The sequence below is a fragment of the Aeromonas allosaccharophila genome, from assembly GCF_016026615.1.
In the GTDB taxonomy this organism is placed as follows: domain Bacteria; phylum Pseudomonadota; class Gammaproteobacteria; order Enterobacterales; family Aeromonadaceae; genus Aeromonas; species Aeromonas allosaccharophila.
In genome coordinates this window covers 2,896,469-2,918,407 of the sequence record NZ_CP065745.1, presented here as the reverse complement: position 1 = coordinate 2,918,407, position 21,939 = coordinate 2,896,469, and the positions used below count along the sequence as shown (strand labels likewise).

Here is a 21,939-nt window from a genome sequence, read left to right as displayed (position 1 = left end):
CCCATGTGGCAATCCATTGGCCTGACCCTGCTGCTGTTGCTGGGGCACACCCTGATCCGGCGGCTTATTCACAAGAGTTTGCTGGCGCTCGGTCAGAGCAGGCAGGTGAGCGAGAACCGGGTGCTCTACGTGGCCCACGTGTTCCACTTCCTGCTCGGCTGCGCCACCTTGCTGGTGCTGGCCGGGGTGTGGGGGCTCGACTTCTCGCGACTGGTGGTGCTCGCGTCATCCTTCTTTGCGGTACTGGGGGTCGCCATGGTGGCCCAGTGGTCGATCCTCTCCAACATCACTGCCAGTATCACCATCTTCTTCGCCTTTCCCTACAAGATTGGCGACCGGATCCGCATCCTCGACAAGGATGACTCGGTCACCGGCGTCATCACCGAGATTGGCCTGTTCTACGTGCGGGTACGGGATGACAACGGCGATCTGGTCACCTATCCGGCCAACCTGATCTTGCAAAAACCGGTCAGGAAGCTGGAGGGCAAGGTGGCAGAACCCCTGCAACCGGAATAGAAAGTAACCGGAATAAGAAAAAGGCTCCTCAGGAGCCTTTTTGCTGTGTGGCAGGGGCTGATCTAGCGTTCGAAGAAGCGGTAGAGATGTTCCACCTGCATCGGGCAGTCGGCCACCAGATGCACATGTTCTCGGGCCTGATCGACGGTGCCGAAACTGACCGGGCAGCCGAGGGTGTCGGTCAGCTCGTAGAGGGCACCATCCTTGCCTCTGAATTCGATAAGCCAGCCGGGGATGGCAACGTCGTGGAGAATTTCGGCTTCTTGCAGGATCTGTTGCTGATAGAGCTTACGAAGTTCACTGACTGTCATGATGCGCTCCTTTGGGGAATATCCACTCCCAGTCTATGCCTGCCCTTTATATGCGGCAACAGCAGTGCGGCAACGGGCTTATCCCCGCAGGCACTGCCAGGCCCAGCGGATGCGGATAAAGGTCTCGGCATTGCCGCCCCGATCCGGATGGTGCTGCAGCGCCAGCTCCCGCCAGCGGCGGCGGATCGCCTCCTGACTCGCCCCTTCATTCAGCTCGAACAGGGCCAGCGCCTCGGCTTTGTGCCCCTCCCCGTCATAAGCGCGCCAGAAGCGGTTGAGCAGGGCTTCGACCTCGGCACGGTCGGTCTGCCAGAACACCTGCCAGTCGAGGTAATAGCCGCGCAGATTTTCGCCAAGGGCAAAGCCGTGGCTGGCCTGTGGGGTCTCGGCCAGCGGTTCGAGTCGGATATCCAGGGTGCTGATCACCAGCCACCATCCCTCTTGCCAGAGCTCGGCCTGCAACTGGTAGAGGGCGTTCATGATCAGGAAGTTGACCCGAAACAGCTGCAACTGCTCATCGTCGGCCAGCACCGGAATCGCCCCCTGCTGGCGCAGAGCGGCCATCAGCTCATGCACCTTGTAGCTGCCCGCCGCCTGCTGCAACAACGCCAGCAGCGGGGCAATCAGCGGGTTGTGGTTGGCTTCGCTCATTCGGCACACTGCTCTCTGGGCGGTTGCAGGGCGATCAGCAGCTCACCCGCCTGCGGGGTGACGGGGCCGGTAACGATCTGGGGCTTACCCTTGCCATCCAAGATGAACAGCGGGATAGCGCCGGGATTGGCGGCCTGATACTGGCCCCAGTCGAATGCCTCGCTCAGGCGGGTCGCCTTGATCTGTCCACCCCGGCTCAGCAGGCCGCTCAGCCTGGCATAGTTGATGTCGGGGCCGAACAGGTTCTGGCGAGCGCGGAAGGTGGCGCTCTCCCGGTTGGCCTTGCCGTGCTGCTCGCTGGATCGCAGGGAGTAGACCTGTTCCTCGCCGTATAGGTGGGCAAAGTGCAGTACCCCGAGGGCGTTGTTGTGGCGGTTGGGGGAGAGCGCCAGCACGGTACTGATGCTGGTGAGTGGCAGGTGCAGCTCGGCATGCTCCGACTGGGGGTTGCCGAAGTAGCAGGGGAGGTTGCTCATCCGCGCCTGTTTGCAGAACTCCCAGGCGGGATCGCAGAGTTGCACCGGCACACCCTGATCCGCCAGCGCCTTGCCGATGGCCCGCGCCACCGAGTTGGCCCCTATGATGAGCCAGGTGTTGGGGGCGCTCTGGCGCATCTTGAGCAGGCTTGCCAGCGGCGCCGAAGTGAGGCTCTGCAGCACCACGGTGGAGATGATCACCGCAAACACCAGCGGCACCAGCTTGTCGGCATCGGGGATCTCGGCCTGATGCAGGCTGATGGCGAATGAGGCACTGACCGCCGCCGCGACGATGCCGCGTGGGGCGATCCAGCTCAGCAGGGCGCGAGCTCGCCAGGAGAGATCCGAGCCCCAGGTCGAGACCAGTATACAGAGCGGGCGCGCCACGAACTGCACCATGCAGAGCAGTGCCAGCACCATGGGGCCGAGTTGCCAGAGCTGGGCCAGATCGAGGCGTGCCGCCAGCAGAATAAACAGGCTGGAGATAAGGATGACCGCGAGATCTTCCTTGAATGCCAGCACCTCTTCCAGATCCAGCCCCTCCTGATTGGCGAGCCAGATGCCGAACACGGTCACCGCCAGCAGGCCCGATTCGTGGCTTAGCCAGTTGGAGAGGCTGAAGGTGACCAGCACCAGTGCCAGCACGCCGAATTTGTGCAGGCTGACCGGTAGCCAGTCCTTGCGAATGAGCAGGGTGGTCAGCCAGCCACCACCCCGATCAGGGAACCGACCAATACTGTCTTGCCCAGCGCCAGCAGGGTATGGCTGATGAGATCCCCCTGACTGCCGAGGCGCACCGCCTCGAACACCAGCACCGCAAACAGGGCGCCGATGGGGTCGATGACGATCCCCTCCCAGCGCAGGATGCGATCCACCTCCCGGGTGGGACGGATCACGTTGAGCATGGGGGCGATCACCGTTGGGCCCGTTACCACCAGTACCGCGCCGAGCATGGTGGCGACCCGCCAGTCCAGCCCCAGCAGGAAGTAACCGGCGCTGCCGATGACGGCGAAGCTGACCAGCATGCCGGTGGAGCAGAGATTGCGCACTACCTTGCCGATCCCCTTGAGCTCGGCCAGATGGAGGGTCAATGCCCCCTCAAACAGGATGATGGCCACCGACAGGGAGACCAGCGGAAACAGCAGATCCCCGAGCAGGGCATCGGGGTCGAGCAGGCCGCTAATCGGGCCCAGAATCAGGCCGGTGAGCAGCAGAAACAGGATGGCGGGCACCCGTAGCGACCAGGCGAGCCATTGGGCCAGCACGGAGACCAGGGCGATCCCGGCCAGAGAGAGGGCAATCATGCAGACCTCGATTCAGGCAGTGAGTATGGAGCTAGTGTAGTGGCTAAGTTGGTCAGATTGACACCCGAAGGCGCGGGCGTCATGGCCGGGATGGGGAGATGTGCGACAGTCGGCGTCATGGTGGCTGGCGGTGGTATGAAGGGCGCCAGCCAGACGCCAACCGTGGTGATGGGGTGGCCTTGGGCTGGATTAGATGGGGCTCTCCTTGTGGAGCTCGCCGACACAGTCGGCCAGCGCCAGTACCAGAGCGGAGCGCACCATCTGATCGAGCCGGTTGAGCTGCATCTGGTAGAAGGCCCAATCCTCTTCGCTGGCGGGTGGCTCCAGCTTCATCATGCCACCCTGATTGACCCCGTGCAGGCGGTCGAGCAGATCGCGGATCGGCTTGTCGCTGAAGCGGTAATCCTTGGGGTCGCGCACCAGAAAGTCGCGGATCTTGATATAGGCTTCGATATCCTGATAGCGCTCGAGGGAGATGAGGCCGAGGGCGAAGATGAGCTTGAGGCGCACCTCCAGCTGGCCGAGGGGGCCGCTCTGGTTGAGCAGGGGTTCGATGGCGTATTTGACGGCATACTCCTCCTGACGGAACGCGCGTCGCATCAGGGAGTCGACAGCCTCTTCCAGGATGGTCACGGCTTCGAGAAAGAAGCCGCGGGGGCCATCCTGCTCGTTCAGTCGTTCCAGTACTTCATCTTCCTGGTGTGTGGTCATAGGTGTATAGGGTCCAGCTGACAGGGAGAGAGTGGGCCTCTCTCCCGGTTTTTATCATATGGGGCACATTCCCTTGCCATTCAAGCGCTTGGGGCGCTATCAGTGGTGGCTGAATGCGCCGCAAGCAGGGTCATTACAGGGTTTCGTAACGGGCGACGATGGCGCGAACCACCTCGCTCTCTTCATCCAGTCCGGTGACGCGGGCCAGCGCTTTGGCCGGGCCCAACTCCGCCAGCAGGGCTTGCAACTCCACCGCCTGCGGGTCATCGGCATTGCGATAGTGCAGCGCAGCGGCGATCCCCTCCTGCAACTGCTCGTTGGGCAGGCCGTATTCCAGCGTGCCGAGCAGCGGCTTCACCAGTCGATCCCCCGCCGCCAGCTTGCGCAGCGGCTGACGACCGACCCGGTCAATCTCGTCCACCAGATAGGGGTTGGCGAAGCGGGAGAGGATCTTCTCGATGTAGGCGGCGTGCAGACGCGGGTCGAAGCCGTAGCGTTTCACCAGCACGGCACCGCTCTCCTCCATGGCGCGGCGCACCTTGCTGCGGATCACCGGATCCTCGATCGCCTCGCGCACGGTGCGATAGCCCCGCAGCTTGCCGAGATAGGCGGTGACGATGTGGCCGGTGTTGAGGGTGAACAGCTTGCGCTCGACGAAGGCCATCAGGTTGTCGGTGGGCTCCATGCCCGCCACCTGTGGCAGCTCCCCCTTGAACTGGGTCTGGTCGACGATCCACTCGCTGAAGCTCTCTACCGTTACTTCCAGCGGGTCATCGTTGGCAGCCGCGGCGGGCGGTACGATGCGATCCACCGCCGAGTCGACGAAGCCGATACAGGATTCGAGCGTGGCATGATACGCGACTGGCAGGTACTTGAGTACCTCCTGCTTGAGGTGGCTGGTGCCGCGCACCATGTTTTCGCAGGCGATGACGTTGAGCGGAGTCAGGTTGCCAGCATCGAAGCGGGCCTGCAGCCCCTTGGCCAGGGTGCTGGCAATCTTGTCCAGAATGTTGGGGCCGACTGCGGTGGTGACCAGATCGGCGGTGATGATGCGGGCGATCACCTCGTGACCGGCGGAGCTCACCGCCGCCACGTTGCGCACCACGTCCAGCTTCTGATCCGCCCCCACCACGTGCACCTTGTACTCCTGACGGTGGTTGAGCTGATCGATAAGCGTGTCGTTGACGTCGGCGAAGGTGACCTGATGGCTGGCATCTGCCAGCAGTTTGCCGATAAAGCCGCGACCGATGTTACCAGCACCAAAATGCAATGTTTTCATGATATTAACCTCTTGAACCAAAGACGATGAAAGATGATTACGCAGCCTGTTCGGCACCCAGCAGATCCAGGAAGGCTTGGGGATCCGTGGTGCTGGCCAGCCGGTCGATGAGACCGGGTTCATCCAGTGCATTGGTCAGGCGGGTTATCACCTGCATGTGTTCGTCGTTGCGGGCGGCGATGCCGATCACCAGCCGCGCCACCTCATCAGCCGCCTCGCCAAAGGCGACCCCGGCCGGATACTGGCAGATGACGATGCCGGTACGCTTCACAAACTCCTTGGCGGCGATGGTGCCATGGGGTACGGCGATGGATTCGCCGAGGTAGGTGGAGACCAGCTGTTCACGCTCCAGCATGGCGTTGACGTAGTCGGGCGCCACGTAGCCGCGCTCGGCCAGCAGTCTGCCTGCGGTCAGGATAGCGGCCTCCTTGCTGTCCGCTTTCAGTCCCAGATGCACGTCATGACGGCTCAAGGTAAAGACTTCGGCCGTTTGCGGCTCGTAGCTGTCATCGTTGGCCGCCACCAGCAGTTGCGGGTTGGCGACATCATCGTTGGCGGCCTGGGTCAGGCTTTGAACCAGCTCCTGATAGAGGCCGTTGTCGAGGAAGTTGGTCAGGGAAATATGGTGAGCGTGCGGCGCATGGCGACGGGCCCGCTCGGTCAGATCCTTGTGGGTGATGACCCAATCCACCTGATCGTCGAGCTGATCGATGGCGCGGTTGGTGACGCTGATATCGAGCCCGGCGGCCTGCACCCGCTTGCGCAGCATGCCGGCACCCATGGCGCTGGAGCCCATGCCCGCATCGCAGGCCACCACGATATTGCGCACCGCCATCAGTTCGCCGCCCGGCTTCTTGGCCGCTGCGGTTTCGGGCTTGCCGCCCTTCATGGCTTTCATCTTGCGGGTGGCTTCACCGAGCGCATCGGCCTCGTCGGCTTCCGGCTGCTGGGCTCGGACGAACACGGCGGCGACCAGGAAGGAGACCAGGGTGGCACTGATGATGGAGAGGGCGACCCCAATCAGGGAGGCTTTCGGCGTCATCAACAGTACGGCGAAGATGGAACCCGGTGACGCGGGGGAGACCAGACCGGCATTGAACAGGGTCAGGGTGAAGACCCCGGTCATGCCACCGGCGATCACCGCCAGAATGAGGCGCGGGTTCATCAGCACATACGGGAAGTAGATCTCGTGGATACCGCCGAAGAAGTGAATGATGGAGGCACCGGCGGCGGACTGTTTGGCCGCACCACGACCGAACACCATGTAGGCCAGCAGCACGCCCATGCCCGGGCCCGGGTTCGCTTCGATCAGGAAGAAGATGGAGCTGCCGTGCTCGGTCGCCTGCTGGATCCCCAGCGGCGAGAAGATGCCGTGGTTGATAGCGTTGTTGAGGAACAGGATCTTGGCCGGTTCGACGAAGATGGAGGTGAGCGGCAGCATGTGGTTTTCCACCAGGAAGCCGACGCCACCGGCCAGCACGCCGGAGAGCACCTTGACGAAGGGGCCAATCACGAAGAAGGCGAGGATCGCCAGCAGCATGCCGATAAGGCCGGCGGAGAAGTTGTTGACCAGCATCTCGAAGCCGCTCTTGACGCGACCATCCATCGCCTTGTCGAAGCGCTTGATGGCCCAGCCACCGAGCGGGCCGACCATCATGGCACCCATGAACATCGGGATGTCGGTCCCCACGATGACGCCCATGGTGGTGATGGCGCCGACCACGCCGCCGCGCTCACCGCCCACCAGTTTGCCGCCGGTGTAGCCAATCAGCAGCGGCAGCAGGTAGGTGATCATGGGGCCGACCAGCTTGGCCAAGGTTTCGCTTGGCAGCCAGCCGGTGGGGATGAAGAGGGCGGTGATAAAGCCCCAGGCGATGAAGGCGCCTATGTTGGGCATGACCATATTGGACAGGAAGCGTCCAAAATTCTGTATCTTGACTTTGGTATCCGGTGATAACATGTCGGGACCCCGTTTTAAGCCTGTTTGATTAAAAGTGGTAGTCGGGATGGCCGGTTTTGCCGAACCGCCATCCCGGTCGTCTAAGCAACTTCAATCTACCAGCTTGCGATCAAATTAGGCTGAAAACGGGGTGTCTTGTGATCCACCTCTCAGATACCCCGCCATACCCCCTCTGCAACCCGTGACCCTGATCACATTCGGATGCTGTAATTCGGCTACATTTCGATCTTTTCTGTTTTGCATGACCATTTTATGTGACTCACATCACTTAAGTTGTTTGGTGGTGTCTTTGGATAAAGGTGATTTAAGTCACAAATTCAATTTTTGTATTCGAATGGGACAAATCACTCAATAACTCATCAGCGGGTGGTGACGATGGATCTATCGAAACCTCTCACTGGTTATCAATGAATCAATAAGTTTGTAACCCGCTTTCAGTTTTTACGGTCGGTGATGAGGGCTGTTTTGCGGCTGATTGATGGGAATGGGCGCCAACATGCAGGATGTGATTGCGCGGCTGACGTTCGGGGCGCTTGCTTGCCGCGCAGGGCTGGCAGCAGATAAAAACAAACCGCCAGCAGGCGGTTTGTCGGTTTTGGCGATCTAGCCCTGTCGGGGACTGCGGCTTAGTAGAAGCTTGCATCCTCGGGGGAGGGGCGGGTCTTGAAGCGGCGATGGAGCCACATGTACTGCTCCGGCGCCTTGCGCACGGCGGCTTCAATCTCGCGGTTGGCGCGGGCGGCATCGACCATGTCATCCCCGCTGGGGTAGTCGGCGAGCGGCGCCCCGATATGCAGGGTGTAACCTTCGCTGGTGCGGATGTTGTAGCAGGGCAGGGTGACGGTGTTCTTCACCCGCGCCAGAGTGGCGGTGCCGGTGATGGTGGCCGCCTGCTCCACCGCGAAGTAGGGCACGAACACGCTGGCGTGGCTGCCGTAGTCGTGATCCGGCGCGTACCAGAGGGCGTCACCGTTGCGCAGCGCCTTGATCATCCCCTTCACGTCCATCCGGTCCACCAGATATTTGTTGGAGGCGCAGCGACCGTGGTACTGGGCATACTCCAGCACCGGATTGGTGTTGGGGCGATAGACCCCCACGCCGGGGCGAACCAGCCCGAAACAGCGGGCGTTGAGCTCCAGCGTCAGGAAGTGGCAAGAGAGCAGCAGCATGCCCTGCTCCTTCTCCATGGCGGCGATCACATGCTCTTCCCCTTCCACCTTCATCAGGTTGCGCATCCGCCAGTCTGGCCAGAACCAGGCGATCCCCACCTCGAACACGGCGCAGCCCACGCTCTCGAAGTTTGCTTTCAGCAGCTGCTCCCGCTCATCCCGAGTCAGCTCGGGCATCGCCAGCTCCAGATTGCGACGGGCAATCTTCACCCGGGACTTCAATATCTTGGCGGCGAGACGCCCGAGCTGACGACCCAGCCACATCTGGCTGCGCCACGGCAGCAGGGTCAGCAGCCAGAGCAGGCCGAGGCCGAACCAGCTGGCCCAGTAACGGGGATGAAACAGGTGGGGCTCCAGGCGGGGAGCGTTGTCATGGGCCATGGCTAATCTCTTGTTCGCAAACACAATCGGGGGATTCTAGCCGAAAAGGGGGGGCGGGGGCGAATGGCAGTGTGCTGGTCAGAGGGGTGGCCCGCGTCCGGTTAGCGTGACAGCGGCGGCAACTGCGGTCGGCTTTTTCTCCACCGGATAAAAGAGTGTGATAAAATCGCCCGCTGATTTTTCAGGTTTTGAGAGTCGATACAGATGAAAATCACCCTGCCCGAGTTTGAAAAAGCCCGCGTTCTGGTCGTAGGCGATGTCATGTTGGACCGTTACTGGCATGGCCCCACCGGCCGGATCTCCCCCGAGGCGCCGGTGCCCGTGGTCAAGGTTGAACACATTGAGGAGCGTCCCGGTGGCGCGGCTAACGTGGCCCTCAACTCCGCTGCGCTGGGCGCCCACGCCGTGCTGCTTGGCCTGACCGGTCAGGATGAAGCGGCCGATGCGCTGGCCGGTCAAATGGCTGGCGTCAAGGTGGCCTGTGACTTCGTTCGTCTGGCCGACTTCCCGACCATCACCAAGCTGCGCGTCCTGTCCCGCAACCAGCAGCTGCTGCGTCTGGACTTTGAAGAGCCCTTCCACGCCGTCGATGCCACCCTGCTGATGAGCAAGGTCGAGCAGGCGTTGCCAAACAGCGACGTGATGATCCTCTCCGACTACGGCAAGGGTGCGCTGAACGACGTGCCCGGCATGATCCAGCGGGCCCGTGCCGCCGGTATTCCGGTGCTGGTTGATCCCAAAGGAACCGACTTCGAGAAGTACCGCGGTGCCACTCTGCTGACCCCCAACATGTCCGAGTTCGAGGCTGTGGTGGGCAAGGTGAAGAGTGAAGAGGAGCTGGTCGCCAAGGGGCTGGAGCTGGTCAAGCGCTTCGAGCTGGATGCCCTGCTGGTCACCCGTTCCGAAAACGGCATGACCCTGATCCGCGAAGGTCAGCCGGAGCTGCATCTGCCGGCTCAGGCCCACGAGGTTTACGATGTGACCGGTGCCGGTGATACCGTCATCTCCACTCTGGCTACCTCGCTGGCGGCAGGCAAGAGCCTGGACGAAGCCTGCGCCCTGGCCAATACCGCCGCCGGTATCGTGGTCGGCAAGCTGGGCACCTCTACCGTCAGTCCGGTCGAGCTGGCCAACGCCCTCTATACCGAGCAAGAGACTGGTTTCGGCGTCATGTCCGAAGCCCAGCTGAAAGTGGCGGTGCGTGCCGCCCGTCTGCGTGGCGAGAAGGTGGTGATGACCAACGGCTGCTTCGACATCCTGCATGCTGGTCACGTCTCCTATCTGGCCAATGCGGGCAAGCTGGGGGATCGATTGATCGTGGCGGTCAACACCGATGAGTCGGTTCGCCGTCTGAAAGGGCCGGGTCGTCCGGTCAACCCGACCGAGCGTCGCATGGCCGTACTGGCTGCGCTGGGCGCGGTGGATTGGGTGGTGCCGTTCGGTGAAGATACCCCGCAGCGCCTGATCGCCGAGATCCTGCCGGACCTGCTGGTCAAGGGCGGTGACTACAAGCCGGAGGATATTGCCGGTTACGCCGAGGTGACCGCCAACGGCGGCGAGGTGCGCGTGCTCAACTTCGAAGATGGCTGCTCCACCAGCGACATCATCAAGACGATTCGCGAGCGCGGCTAACGCGCTACGGGCCCCGCAATCAGGCGGGGCTCACTATCGGCTGTAGCAAGCCGACAGAAATACGGATAACAAAAAGGCGACCTTGCGGTCGCCTTTTTCATGTCCGATAGCGGCTATCAGCCTTTGGTTTTAGCTTTTGCCGTGGCAGGCATCAACCCCTGGTTCACTTCCACCAGATCCTGCGCTTCCAGCACGCCAGCAGCCTGTTTCAAACTCAGGATGTTGAGGATGTAGTTGTAACGGGCGGCAGAGAGTTTCTGCTTGGCATCGTACAGCTTGCGGGTGGAGTCCAGCACGTCGACGATGGTACGGGTGCCCACCTCGTAACCGGCTTCGGTCGCTTTCAGGGCGCTGTCGGCAGAGATGACGGACTGGCTATAGGCGCGCACCGAGCCGATGCTGGCGTTCACGTTGTTGTAGGAGGAGCGCACTGTGCTCTGCACCGAACGGAAGTTCTTCTCCAGCAGCTCGCTGGCGGCCACGTAGTTGAACTGGGCCTGCTTCACTTGCGACGTGGTGGCACCACCGCTGTAGATCGGCAGCTTGAAGGTCAGACCGATATTGGCCTGATTGTCATTGCCGCCCGAAATGCTATCCAGCTTGTAATCGGTATTGCTGGTTTGCAGGCCGGCACCCAGATCCAGGGTCGGTTCATGGCCGGTTTTGGCCAGATCGATTTTCTCTTTGGCGATGTCTTTGGCGATGCGGGCACTGTGCAGTTGCAGGTTCTTGTCCAGCGCCAGTTCCAGCCACTTGTCAGAACCAAAGGCGGTCTTTTGCGGGCTGAAACGATCGGTGTTCAGCACATCCAGATTGCGGTGATCGATACCGGTCAGCTCGCGCAGGGCCTCATAGCTGTTGGCCAGATCGTTCTCGGCGTTGATCTCGTCAGCCAGCGCCTGGTCGCGGGACGCCTCGGCTTCATGGACGTCGGTGATGGCGGTCAGGCCCACTTCGAAACGTTGCTGGGTCTGTTCCAGCTGACGCTCAACGGCAACCTTGTTGGCACGGACGAATTCCAGGGTATCCATCGCCTTGAGCACGTTGAAATAGGCGGTGGCGCTACGCAGCATCAGGTTCTGAATTTCGAGGTTGTAGGCCACGTCGGACTGGGTGGCACCTTTCTCGGTCAGGTCCAGATTGACCCAGTTGCTGCGACGATAGATGGATTGATCCAGCGAAAGAGAACCGGAGGCTTTGTTGTTGCTCTGGGTGTCATTTTTGTTTTGCAGGTAGTTCAGACCGGCACCCAGATTGATTTGCGGCAAGAGCGCAGCACGGGATTCATTGATCTTCTCGAAGGCCTGGTCACGAACGGCTTTGGACTGCAGCAACTGCGGGTCTTTGATCTGGGCTTGCTGGTAGATGTCGAGCAGGTTTTCGGCATGGGCACCGGCACTGACGCCCAGCAACACCATGACGGACAAGAGTGTTCTTTTCATAGATCGTTTTAACCTTATGTAGTAACCCAAACTGGTTGCTGGAGAGGGCAAATATTGTCACCGACCAAGCTTGATTGCAGCTTAATCACTCTACTATAAGCAAAATTTAATGCTAAGAGTCTCAGGTCCGGTGACGGGAACGTCAAGAACCGGACGCAGTTTTCTCCCCGCGCGCCTAGCCAAATGGTCTGTGGCTGCTAAAATCCACCCCTCATTGCCATGGTACGCCGAGTGAATGAACGTTCATTCATGTTCCTCGGATTTTATGGTCAAACTGATACAAGTCAAGCTGACGGGAGTCCCGGATGTCGCTGCAACCCTTGCCGCAAGATCGGCATTACGCCGCCGATGATGTGAAAATCATTGAAAAATCAGCTGGATATAACGGCTTCTTCAAGGTGAATGTCTATCGTCTGCAGCATCGGTTATTTGCAGGCGGCTGGAATCAGCCCATCGTGCGCGAGCTGTTCGAGCGGGGCCATGCTGCCGCGCTGCTGCCCTATGATCCGGTGCGCGACCAGATCGTGCTGGTGGAGCAGTTCCGTATCGGCGCCATGGAGACCTGCCCGACCCCCTGGCTGCTGGAGCTGGTGGCCGGCATCATCGACGAAGGTGAAACCGCCGAGGCGGTGGTTCGCCGCGAAGCGGTGGAAGAGGCCGGGATCGAAGTGGCCCGCTGCGAGCACGCCATCAGCTATCTGGTGAGCCCGGGTGGCAGTACCGAGCGGATCGAGGTCTATGTGGGCGAGGTGGATGCTAGCAAGGCCGAAGGGCTGCACGGTCTGGCGGACGAAGGTGAAGATATCCGGGTGCACGTGGTGAGCCGCGAGCAGGCCTACGCTTGGCTCAAAGAGGGGCGCATCGACAACGCGGCCTCGGTCATCGCCCTGCAGTGGCTGGCTCTCAACCACGGCGAGCTGCGCGCCCGCTGGCTGGCGGATCGCTGAGGTGGCGCTGACCCTGCAACAGAGCAGGCGCTATGTGCCTGATCTGATGTCCTTGCAGCGTACCTGCGAGGTCAACTACATGGCATTGATGAAATTGCTGCCGCCAGAGGGTGAGGTCGGGGCCGAGCGCCGCTATCGGGTCGGTAACGATCTGCAGTTCCAGCTCACCATCATTGGCGAGAGTCGCTTCACCAGTCAGGTGATCCTGAGCCAGCACAACCCCGAATTGCCCGAATATCTGCAGGCTCAAATCGAGATTCGTTTGTACCATGATGTGCGGATGGCGGAAGTGTGTGCAGCGCAACAGATTTCCCGTTTGCAACCACGTTATGATTATCCCAATAAAAAGATGCACCAGCGGGACGAAAAGGAGCAAGTAAATCTGTTTCTGGCCGAATGGCTAAAATTTTGTCTCAGACATGGTACCAGCCCGATCAATATCTCCAGTTGAACATATAAAAAGAAGCGTGATTTTGGAAACAGAGCTCCCCCAGGCGCAGGACGGCAGTGTGCGCCTGTTGCAAATTACCGATACCCACCTCTTCGCGAGTGCCGAAGGGCGGCTGTTGGCTGTGCGCACCGCAGAGAGTCTGGCCGCCGTGCTGGAACAGGTGCAGGCCAACGAACACCCCTATGAGGTGATTCTGGCGACCGGCGATCTGTCGCAGGATCACAGCCCGGAATCCTATCAGCGTTTTGCCTCCATGATGGCGCCACTGGGTCGCCCCATCTACTGGCTGCCTGGCAATCACGATGACAGCCCGCTGATGACCGAATATCTCCATGCCGCCGGGATCAGCGAATCCAAGCAGCTGGTGGGCGATCACTGGCAGGTGATCCTGCTCGATACCCAGGTGCGCGGCAAACCCCACGGCATGATTGGCGATCACCAGTTGGCCGCCCTCGACCGCGCCCTGCGCCAATATCCTGATCGCCACGCTCTTATCACCCTGCACCATCAGGCGGTACCGGTGGGCTGCGCCTGGCTGGATCAGCACAATCTCAAGAATGCCGATGACCTGTTTGCCGTGCTGGCCCGTCATCCGCAGCAGAAGACCATCCTGTTTGGCCACGTCCATCAGGAGTTTGACGAAGTGCACCGCGGAGTGCGACTGATTGCCAGCCCCTCCACCTGCATCCAGTTCAAACCGCTCTGTGATGGCTTCGCGCTGGATGAATCCGGCCCGGGCTGGCGCTATCTCACCCTCTATCCGGATGGGCGGGTGGCCAGCGAGGTGTGGCGCCTGCCGGTGGGGCAGTTTGTGCCCGACCCCGATGCCACCGGTTATTGAGGAGGATTGCGTGAAGTCGGTTCTCCTTTATCTGCACGGTTTCAACTCCTCACCGGGCTCCGCCAAGGCGCAGCAGATGGCCGCCTGGGTGGCCGCCAACCGGCCCGACATCGAGGTGATCATTCCGGCCCAGCCCAATACGCCAGCGGCGGCCTGGGCGGCCATCGAACAGACCATCGCCAATCTGCAGCGTCGTTATGGCAGCGAGTTCAAGCTCGGTGCCGTGGGCAGCTCCCTCGGCGGCTTTATGGCGACCCGGGTCAGCGAGCAGTACGGCTGCCGCGTGGCGCTGATCAATCCGGCGGTGCGCCCGCACGAGCTGCTCTGCGACTACCTAGGCCCCCAGACCAATCCCTATAGCGGGGAGCAGTACGAACTGCTGCCTGAGCATATGGATGAGCTGCGGGCACTGACGGTGCCGGTGACGGCGCCGGAGCGACTCTGGATCCTGCAACAGCAGGGAGATGAGGTGCTCGACTATCGCAAGGCGCTGGATGAATACCGCTTTGCCCGTCTCTCGCTGGAGTGCGGCGGCGACCACGCCTTCGTGGCATTCGAACGCTACCCTGCCCAGATCATCCACTTCCTCGGGTTATAAAAGGGCGGTCTCGCCCCGCTTGTCCTTCTCCAGATCAAGCTTTCGGCGCGGGGCGTTTGTCCTGCCCCCGCCTAGCAGTTAAGATTCCCTCCAAACGTCAATTCGCAAGGCCCTCCATGTCTACTCAATACAATGCGGATGCCATTGAGGTCCTCAATGGCCTTGAACCGGTGCGTCGCCGCCCCGGCATGTATACCGACACCACCCGGCCCAATCACCTCGGCCAGGAGGTCATCGACAACAGCGTCGACGAAGCGCTGGCGGGTCACGCCCGTACTCTGGAGGTGACCCTGTATGAAGACCAGTCCCTCGAGGTGATCGATGACGGCCGCGGTATGCCGGTCGATATCCACCCAGAGGAGGGGGTGTGCGGGGTGGAGCTGATCCTCTGCAAGCTGCACGCGGGCGGCAAATTCTCCAACAAGAACTACCAGTTCTCCGGCGGTCTGCACGGGGTGGGTATTTCGGTGGTGAACGCGCTTTCCGATCGGGTCGAGGTGACGGTGCGCCGCGACGGCCAGGTCTATGACATCGCCTTCGAGCGTGGCGAGAAGGTGCAGGAGCTGACCATCACCGGCACCTGCGGCCGTCGCAATACCGGCACCCGGGTGCGCTTCTGGCCGCAGGCGAGCTACTTCGACTCGCCCCGCTTCTCGGTCACCAAGCTGGAGCACCTGCTGAAAGCGAAAGCGGTACTCTGCCCCGGCCTCACCATCAAGTTCCTCGACAAGAACACCGGCATCAAGCTGGAGTGGTGCTATGAAGATGGCCTCAAGGATTACCTGATCGATGCGGTCAAGCAGTTCACCTGCCTGCCGGAGCAGCCCTTTATCGGCGCCTTCAGCACCGAACAGTCCGCCGTGGACTGGGCCCTGTGCTGGCTGCCGGAAGGGGGCGAGTGCCTCGCCGAATCCTATGTGAACCTCATTCCCACCGCGCAGGGCGGTACGCACGTCAACGGTCTGCGTCAGGGCCTGCTCGACGCCATGCGCGAGTTCTGCGAGTTCCGCAATCTGTTGCCGCGCGGGGTCAAGCTGACGCCGGAGGATATCTGGGATCGCTGCGCCTACATCCTCTCGGTCAAGATGCAGGATCCGCAGTTTGCCGGTCAGACCAAGGAGCGGCTCTCCTCCCGTCAGAGCTCGGCGTTTGTCTCCGGCGTGGTGAAGGATGCCTTCAGCCTCTACCTCAACAGCAACACCGAGCTGGCCGAGCAGATCGCAGAGATCTGTATCAGCAGCGCCCAGCGCCGGATGCGCGCCGCCAAGACGGTGGTGCGCAAGAAGATCACCCAGGGCCCGGCGCTGCCCGGCAAGCTCACCGACTGTAACTGCGCCGACCCCATGCAGGGGGAGCTGTTCCTGGTGGAGGGTGACTCCGCGGGCGGCAGTGCCAAGCAGGCGCGGGATCGCGAGTTTCAGGCCATCATGCCGCTGCGTGGCAAGATCCTGAACACCTGGGAGGTGGAGGCCGGTCAGGTGCTCGCCTCGCAAGAAGTGCACGACATCTCGGTCGCCATCGGGCTCGATCCCGACTCCGAGGATCTCAGCGGCCTGCGCTACGGCAAGGTGTGCATCCTCGCGGATGCGGACTCGGACGGTCTGCACATCGCCACCCTGCTCTGCGCGTTGTTCGTGAAGCACTTCCGCGCGTTGGTCAATCAGGGCCACGTCTATGTCGCCATGCCGCCGCTTTACCGGATCGATATCGGTAAAGAGGTCTACTACGCCCTCGACGAGGACGAGAAGAACGGCGTGCTGCAGCGGGTCGAGGCCGAGAAGAAGAAAGGCAAGGTGATGGTGACCCGATTCAAGGGTCTGGGTGAGATGAACCCGAAACAGCTGCGGGAAACCACCATGGATCCCAACACTCGTCGTCTGGTGCAGCTCACCATGGGGCCTGAGGCCGAAGGGGATGAGACCCTGCAGCTGATGGACATGTTGCTGGCCAAGAAGCGCGCCCCGGATCGTCGCGAGTGGCTCGAAGAGAAGGGCAACCTCGCCATTATCTAAGCCGTCGGCTGGCCCGCACAGGGCCAGCAAGCATTTAGCCGGAGTCGCCCTGTGGCGGCTCCCGAACCGAAAGAGAAAATCACATGAGTGATGCTATCGAGCTCAGTCTGGACGGGGTAGAGCGCCAGCCAATGCGCACCTTTACCGAACAGGCTTACTTGAACTACTCCATGTACGTCATCATGGATCGGGCCCTGCCGCATATCGGCGACGGCCTCAAACCGGTGCAGCGGCGCATCATCTACGCCATGAGCGAGCTGGGGCTGTCTGCGCTGTCCAAGCACAAGAAGTCCGCCCGTACCGTGGGTGACGTGCTGGGTAAGTACCACCCCCACGGCGACAGCGCCTGTTATGAAGCCATGGTGCTGATGGCCCAGCCCTTCTCCTACCGTTACCCGCTGGTGGACGGTCAGGGCAACTGGGGTGCGCCGGACGATCCCAAATCCTTCGCCGCCATGCGTTATACCGAAGCGCGCCTGTCACGCTTCTCCGAGCTGCTGCTCTCCGAGCTGGGTCAGGGCACGGTGGAGTGGACGCCCAACTTCGACGGCACCATGAAGGAGCCGGTGGTGCTGCCTGCTCGCCTGCCGCACATCCTGCTCAACGGGGTGACCGGTATCGCAGTGGGGATGGCGACCGACATTCCGCCCCACAACGCGCGGGAAGTGGCCTACGCCTGCGCCGAACTGCTCGACAACCCCAATGCGGGGCTCGATGCATTGATGGCGCACATTCAGGGGCCGGACTACCCGACCAACGCCGAGATCATCACCCCGCGCGACGACATCCGCAAAATCTACGAGACCGGCAAGGGCTCCATCAAGCAGCGGGCGGTCTGGAGCGAGGAGGATGGCGACATCGTCATCACAGCGCTGCCCCATCAGGCCTCCGGCGCCAAGATCATGGAGCAGATCGCCGCCCAGATGGTGGCGAAAAAGCTGCCGATGGTGACCGACCTGCGCGATGAATCGGACCACGAAAACCCGACCCGTCTGGTGATCATCCCCCGCTCCAACCGGGTGGATGTAGAGGGGCTGATGGCCCACCTGTTCGCCACCACGGATCTGGAGAAGAACTACCGGGTCAACCTCAACATCCTCGGCCTCGACAACCGGCCGCAGGTTAAGACCCTCAAGATGATCCTCTCCGAGTGGATCATCTTCCGCCGCGAGACCGTGCGTCGCCGTCTGCAATTCCGCCTCGACAAGGTGCTGGCTCGCCTGCACATCCTCGAAGGCTTGCTGGTGGCATACCTCAACATCGACGAGGTGATCGAGATCATCCGCACCGAGGATGAGCCGGGCAAGGTGATGGTGGAGCGCTTCAATATCAGCGAAACCCAGGCCGAAGCGATCCTCGAGCTGAAACTGCGCCATCTGGCCAAGCTGGAAGAGTTCAAGCTGCGCGCCGAACAGGATGAACTGGCGCAAGAGCGCGACAAGCTGGAGCTGATCCTGGGCTCCGAGCGCCGCCTCAACACCCTGCTCAAGAAAGAGCTGCTGGCCGATGCCGAGAAGTACGGGGACGATCGCCGCACTCCGCTGGTGGAGCGTGCCACCGCCGTGGCGCTGACCGAGAAAGAGCTTATTCCCAGCGAACCGGTCACCGTCATCCTCTCCGACAAGGGCTGGGTGCGCGCCGCCAAGGGCCACGATGTCGATGTGGCGGGGCTCTCCTACAAGGCGGGGGACAGCTATCTGGCTCACGCCTGTGGCCGCAGCAACCAGCAGGCGGTGTTCCTCTCCACGTTGGGCCGAACCTACGCCCTTGAATCCCACACCTTGCCATCGGCGCGCAGTCAGGGCGAACCGCTCACCGGCCGCTTTGCGCTGGGGGCCGGGGAAGAGGTGCGCCATCTGGTGATGGGCAACGAGGGTGAGCCATACCTTATCTGCTCCGATGCCGGTTACGGCTTTGTCTGCACCTATGACGATCTCATCGGCAAGAACAAGAACGGCAAGGCGCTGCTCACAGTACCGGAAGGGGGTCAGGTGATGGCGCCCCAGAAGATCGGCTCGCCAGAGACCGATCTCTGCATGGCCATCTCCAACGAAGGGCGCATGCTGCTGTTCCCGCTCAACACCTTGCCGGTACTCGGCAAGGGCAAGGGCAACAAGCTGATCAGCATACCGTCGGCTCGCGTGAAAGCGCGGGAAGAGTTTATGGTGATGGCCGCCATTATCCCGCAGGGGCAATATGTCACCCTGTTTGCCGGCAAGCGCAAGCTGACCCTCAAGCCCTCTGATCTTGACTACTACCGCGGCGAGCGCGGCCGCCGTGGCGCCAAGTTGCCCCGCGGTTTGCAGCGGGTAGACAGAATAGAGATTGAACCCGCCGCCGGTGCCGAACCGGTCGCGGGGGAAAATCAGGAAGGGTAATTAATATAGAAGGGCGCGCAAGCGCCCTTTTAACATAAGCAAACCTATAGTATTGAATTGAGTTTTATAGGCGTTCCATTACACCTTGGTCACAGGTTTTTTATAATTAAATTATGAATTTATTGATGGCAAACCAAAACTGATAGTATTGTCATGCTACTTTTCACATTTAATCAAAAGGAGTTTTTGTGGCGTATTTTTTTGAAAAAACTAAACTTTGGGTGCGTACTCTTGGACAGAATGATAACGAGGATGTGGAGAGGTTGAGGAGTAGCTTCTTTGACTTCAGAAGGAAAATTGAACCATTAGTTAAAAATATTGAAGTGGAACTCCCTGGGTTAACAATACATGACATATCACATATTGATTCATTATGGGAAGTAGCAGATCAAATTGTCGGAGACAAGCCATATTTAAATCCAGCGGAGGCATATGTATTGGGAGGAGCCTTTCTGCTACATGATGCAGCTCACGTTAATGCTGCTTATGAAGGTGGATTCAGTGGGCTGAAAGTTAAAGATGAATGGAAAGACTTAATTTCTCTTTGGTTTGATGGCGTTGAGCCTGCGGAGGGATCTGACGATGAAAAAATGGCTTTCTTTCAAATTATAAGACAGCTACATGCAAATCAAGCAAGAACTATTATCAACCGGTCTTGGAAATCAGAAGCCTCAAATAATTATTATTTTCTTGTTTCTGATGAGGAAATAAGAAACTATTATTCAGAGCTAATAGGTGAAATTGCTGAAAGTCACCACTGGAGTGCTAAAAAGGTATATGAAACTTTTTTAAATCGAAAAATTAATGCTCCCGGATTCTTTGCCGATAGTGGGTTAGAGGTTGATGCTCTAAAAATTGCTTTTCTATTACGTACGGCAGATGCTGCACACATTGACTCCAGAAGGGCACCAATTTATTCGTATAATTATATGACCCCCAAAGGAGTCTCCAGGTCGCATTGGCACTTTCAAAACAAGCTAGGAAGAGTGACTTTAAGTGATAATCAATCTCTTAGAATATCTTCAGGCTCTTCATTCTCTAAAGATGAGAGATCATCTTGGTGGTTGGCATTTGATACTGCAAAAATGATTAACAATGAATTGCAGGATGCATTGAATTATTTGTCTGATGCAGGGAGAGCTCCGTTTACCGCAACAAAAGTATTAGGTGTTGACTCTCCTGAGAATTTCTCTAAATATGTTAAAGCTGATGGATGGGAGCCAGAAGATATATCTCTACATGTCAGTAATTTACCGAGGTTAATCTCTACTTTGGGAGGACGGGCTCTGTATGGAGAAAATAACTATGTTGGAATTAGAGAATTAATACAGAATGGATTTGATGCAGTCATTGCTGCTAGGAATTTAGGCTATCTTGATGACCAAGAAGGTGCTATAGCTCTAAAATTAGAAAAAAATGATGATCACAGCTGGCGTTTAAGTATAACAGATAACGGTCTCGGTATGAGTCGATATGTCCTATCTAATATACTCCTCGACTTCGGTAAGTCTTTATGGAGTGATGATGATATTAGATACGAACATCCTAGACTAGCTCAAACTGGATTTAGTTCTATAGGTCAGTTTGGCATTGGGTTCTATTCAGTTTTTATGTTGTCAAATCAAGTAACGGTCATAACCAATAGATATAAGTCAAAACTGGATGAAAACCATACTCACTGGAAATTGACGTTTCAAAATGGACTTACAGAGAGACCTTTTATATCTAGACCGATTGACCAAGAGCAATTAAAGAAGCATGGCACTATGGTTTCTTTTATTATTTACGACAAAGTGCTTTTAGATATTTTGTCACTAACAAATGACGAAGAGCTACATGATAGTGAGAAGGTTGAGCAAGAGTTTGTGAGGTTAATAAAATGGATACTGCCTGCTTGTGAGATAGATATTACATTGGAATTTAATGGAGGAAAGAAGAAAATAATTAAAGCTAATGACTGGGTAGAAATACCTGATGCTGAATTACTATCTAGAGTTAATAGTAGCAAGGTAAAAGGAGCACTTTATCCTATTTCTTATGATGGAAATGTAGTTGGTCGATTAAGGACCGCCGACCTTGTATATTTTTATAAGTCGGATAGACCTCATGCAACTGTGACTTACAAAGGTGCGATGGCTGGTGAACTATATGGTCTTCATGGAGTGTGCGTTTCACAAGAGAATAACGGTAAGGCAGAGAGAAATGATGCCGTCCCCCATTATCCTTTAGAATCATGGAGAGATTGGGCGCGAAGTATAGTTAGAAATGAACCAAAATTATCAAATGTACATTTACTTCGGCTGCATATTCTGATTCCTGATGAAGATTTACATGTATGGTTTATTGGTGAAGAGCGAAGCTCAATAGGTGATATAAGGGAATTTTTATCTATCCATAATGAGTTTTATGCTCTTAATGGTATGGTGGATTATGAAGAGGATGATGATGTAAAGAACTCAGAATTTGATGATGAGTTTATATTGAATGATGACACTATAATTATCCCATTGAGGAGGGTATTCTTTGGAAATGAGGATAATAATGGATTTGATTATCTCATTACTTCAATTACGTCCTCAAAAATAAACTATGAAAATAAATTGGAAGATGTTGTGAGGTCAGTCTGGGGTGATTTTGAATCAGATTTTGAATATAGAGTTGTTGGTAGTGTAAACGGTACTAATATTACGAGAGGAGTTACTGTTTATAAAAGGGTGTGATTATCCAAGCGATTCATAAATTAACGTAAACTGGTTATTTAGACGTGATGTTGTACAGAGAAGGGGGGGAGCAGTAAACGTGTAGGATACTGGCTAAATTAGTCAGGCGGTGGCTTGATTCATGGGTGTGACAGCTATAAATTGATTGGCTGAGTTGGTG

16 protein-coding genes and 1 pseudogene are annotated in these 21,939 nt (G+C 58.2%); 9 read left to right on the top strand and 8 right to left on the bottom strand.

Annotation, left to right across the window (positions count from 1 at the left end):
* Nucleotides 1–3: 3 nt before the first annotated feature.
* On the top strand, nt 4–516 hold the full coding sequence (locus tag I6G90_RS13250; RefSeq protein ID WP_005354921.1) for a mechanosensitive ion channel domain-containing protein: 513 nt from the start codon (nt 4–6) through the stop codon (nt 514–516).
* Between the two features lie 62 nt (nt 517–578).
* On the opposite strand, the gene I6G90_RS13245 is transcribed toward I6G90_RS13250, so the two are convergent.
* From I6G90_RS13245 to lpxL, 7 genes and pseudogenes are all read right to left on the bottom strand, one after another.
* Nucleotides 579–827 (bottom strand): hypothetical protein, encoded by a 249-nt coding sequence (locus tag I6G90_RS13245; RefSeq protein WP_042057543.1) that lies wholly within the window; start codon nt 825–827, stop codon nt 579–581.
* Between the two features lie 78 nt (nt 828–905).
* A complete protein-coding gene (locus I6G90_RS13240; protein WP_197927854.1) occupies nt 906–1,478 on the bottom strand; it encodes a DNA-J related domain-containing protein in 573 nt (190 codons plus the stop codon).
* Nucleotides 1,475–3,377 (bottom strand): annotated as a pseudogene (locus I6G90_RS13235) (cation:proton antiporter). The gene I6G90_RS13240 and the pseudogene I6G90_RS13235 overlap by 4 nt, the downstream one beginning before the upstream one ends.
* 70 nt (nt 3,378–3,447) lie before the next feature.
* Nucleotides 3,448–3,969 (bottom strand): MltR family transcriptional regulator, encoded by a 522-nt coding sequence (locus I6G90_RS13230; RefSeq protein WP_005335907.1) that lies wholly within the window; start codon nt 3,967–3,969, stop codon nt 3,448–3,450.
* Between the two features lie 133 nt (nt 3,970–4,102).
* Nucleotides 4,103–5,248 (bottom strand): mannitol-1-phosphate 5-dehydrogenase, encoded by a 1,146-nt coding sequence (locus I6G90_RS13225; protein WP_042057537.1) that lies wholly within the window; start codon nt 5,246–5,248, stop codon nt 4,103–4,105.
* 37 nt (nt 5,249–5,285) lie between these two features.
* Nucleotides 5,286–7,208, bottom strand: coding sequence for a PTS mannitol transporter subunit IICBA (locus I6G90_RS13220; RefSeq protein ID WP_197927852.1), 1,923 nt, complete (start codon nt 7,206–7,208; stop codon nt 5,286–5,288).
* A gap of 626 nt (nt 7,209–7,834) precedes the next feature.
* Nucleotides 7,835–8,758, bottom strand: a complete 924-nt coding sequence (gene lpxL / locus I6G90_RS13215; RefSeq protein ID WP_197927850.1) for an LpxL/LpxP family Kdo(2)-lipid IV(A) lauroyl/palmitoleoyl acyltransferase — start codon at nt 8,756–8,758, stop codon at nt 7,835–7,837.
* Nucleotides 8,759–8,962: 204 nt separating this feature from the next.
* Between lpxL and hldE the strand changes: the two genes are divergently transcribed.
* A complete protein-coding gene (hldE, locus tag I6G90_RS13205) occupies nt 8,963–10,390 on the top strand; it encodes a bifunctional D-glycero-beta-D-manno-heptose-7-phosphate kinase/D-glycero-beta-D-manno-heptose 1-phosphate adenylyltransferase HldE (protein WP_139407334.1) in 1,428 nt (475 codons plus the stop codon).
* A 116-nt stretch (nt 10,391–10,506) separates the two neighbouring features.
* On the opposite strand, the gene tolC is transcribed toward hldE, so the two are convergent.
* A complete protein-coding gene (gene tolC / locus I6G90_RS13200) occupies nt 10,507–11,832 on the bottom strand; it encodes an outer membrane channel protein TolC (protein WP_197927848.1) in 1,326 nt (441 codons plus the stop codon).
* A gap of 305 nt (nt 11,833–12,137) precedes the next feature.
* Here tolC and nudF point away from each other — a divergent pair, with 305 nt between their 5' ends.
* From nudF to I6G90_RS13165, 7 genes are all read left to right on the top strand, one after another.
* Nucleotides 12,138–12,779, top strand: a complete 642-nt coding sequence (gene nudF, locus I6G90_RS13195) for an ADP-ribose diphosphatase (RefSeq protein ID WP_197927846.1) — start codon at nt 12,138–12,140, stop codon at nt 12,777–12,779.
* A gap of 46 nt (nt 12,780–12,825) precedes the next feature.
* A complete protein-coding gene (locus I6G90_RS13190) occupies nt 12,826–13,230 on the top strand; it encodes a DUF1249 domain-containing protein (RefSeq protein WP_267967597.1) in 405 nt (134 codons plus the stop codon).
* 22 nt (nt 13,231–13,252) lie between these two features.
* Nucleotides 13,253–14,071 carry a 3',5'-cyclic-AMP phosphodiesterase gene (gene cpdA, locus I6G90_RS13185; RefSeq protein WP_042656609.1) on the top strand — a complete coding sequence of 273 codons (819 nt, stop codon included), beginning with the start codon at nt 13,253–13,255 and terminating at the stop codon, nt 14,069–14,071.
* Between the two features lie 10 nt (nt 14,072–14,081).
* Nucleotides 14,082–14,669, top strand: coding sequence for a YqiA/YcfP family alpha/beta fold hydrolase (locus tag I6G90_RS13180; RefSeq protein WP_197927844.1), 588 nt, complete (start codon nt 14,082–14,084; stop codon nt 14,667–14,669).
* Between the two features lie 116 nt (nt 14,670–14,785).
* Complete coding sequence (gene parE / locus I6G90_RS13175; RefSeq protein WP_075113236.1) at nt 14,786–16,681, top strand: DNA topoisomerase IV subunit B; 1,896 nt, start codon at nt 14,786–14,788, stop codon at nt 16,679–16,681.
* Nucleotides 16,682–16,764: 83 nt separating this feature from the next.
* Nucleotides 16,765–19,059: a DNA topoisomerase IV subunit A gene (gene parC, locus I6G90_RS13170; protein ID WP_197927842.1), complete on the top strand. Its 2,295-nt coding sequence runs from the start codon at nt 16,765–16,767 to the stop codon at nt 19,057–19,059.
* Nucleotides 19,060–19,247: 188 nt separating this feature from the next.
* Nucleotides 19,248–21,779: an HD domain-containing protein gene (locus I6G90_RS13165; RefSeq protein WP_197927840.1), complete on the top strand. Its 2,532-nt coding sequence runs from the start codon at nt 19,248–19,250 to the stop codon at nt 21,777–21,779.
* The last annotated feature ends 160 nt before the right edge of the window (nt 21,780–21,939 follow it).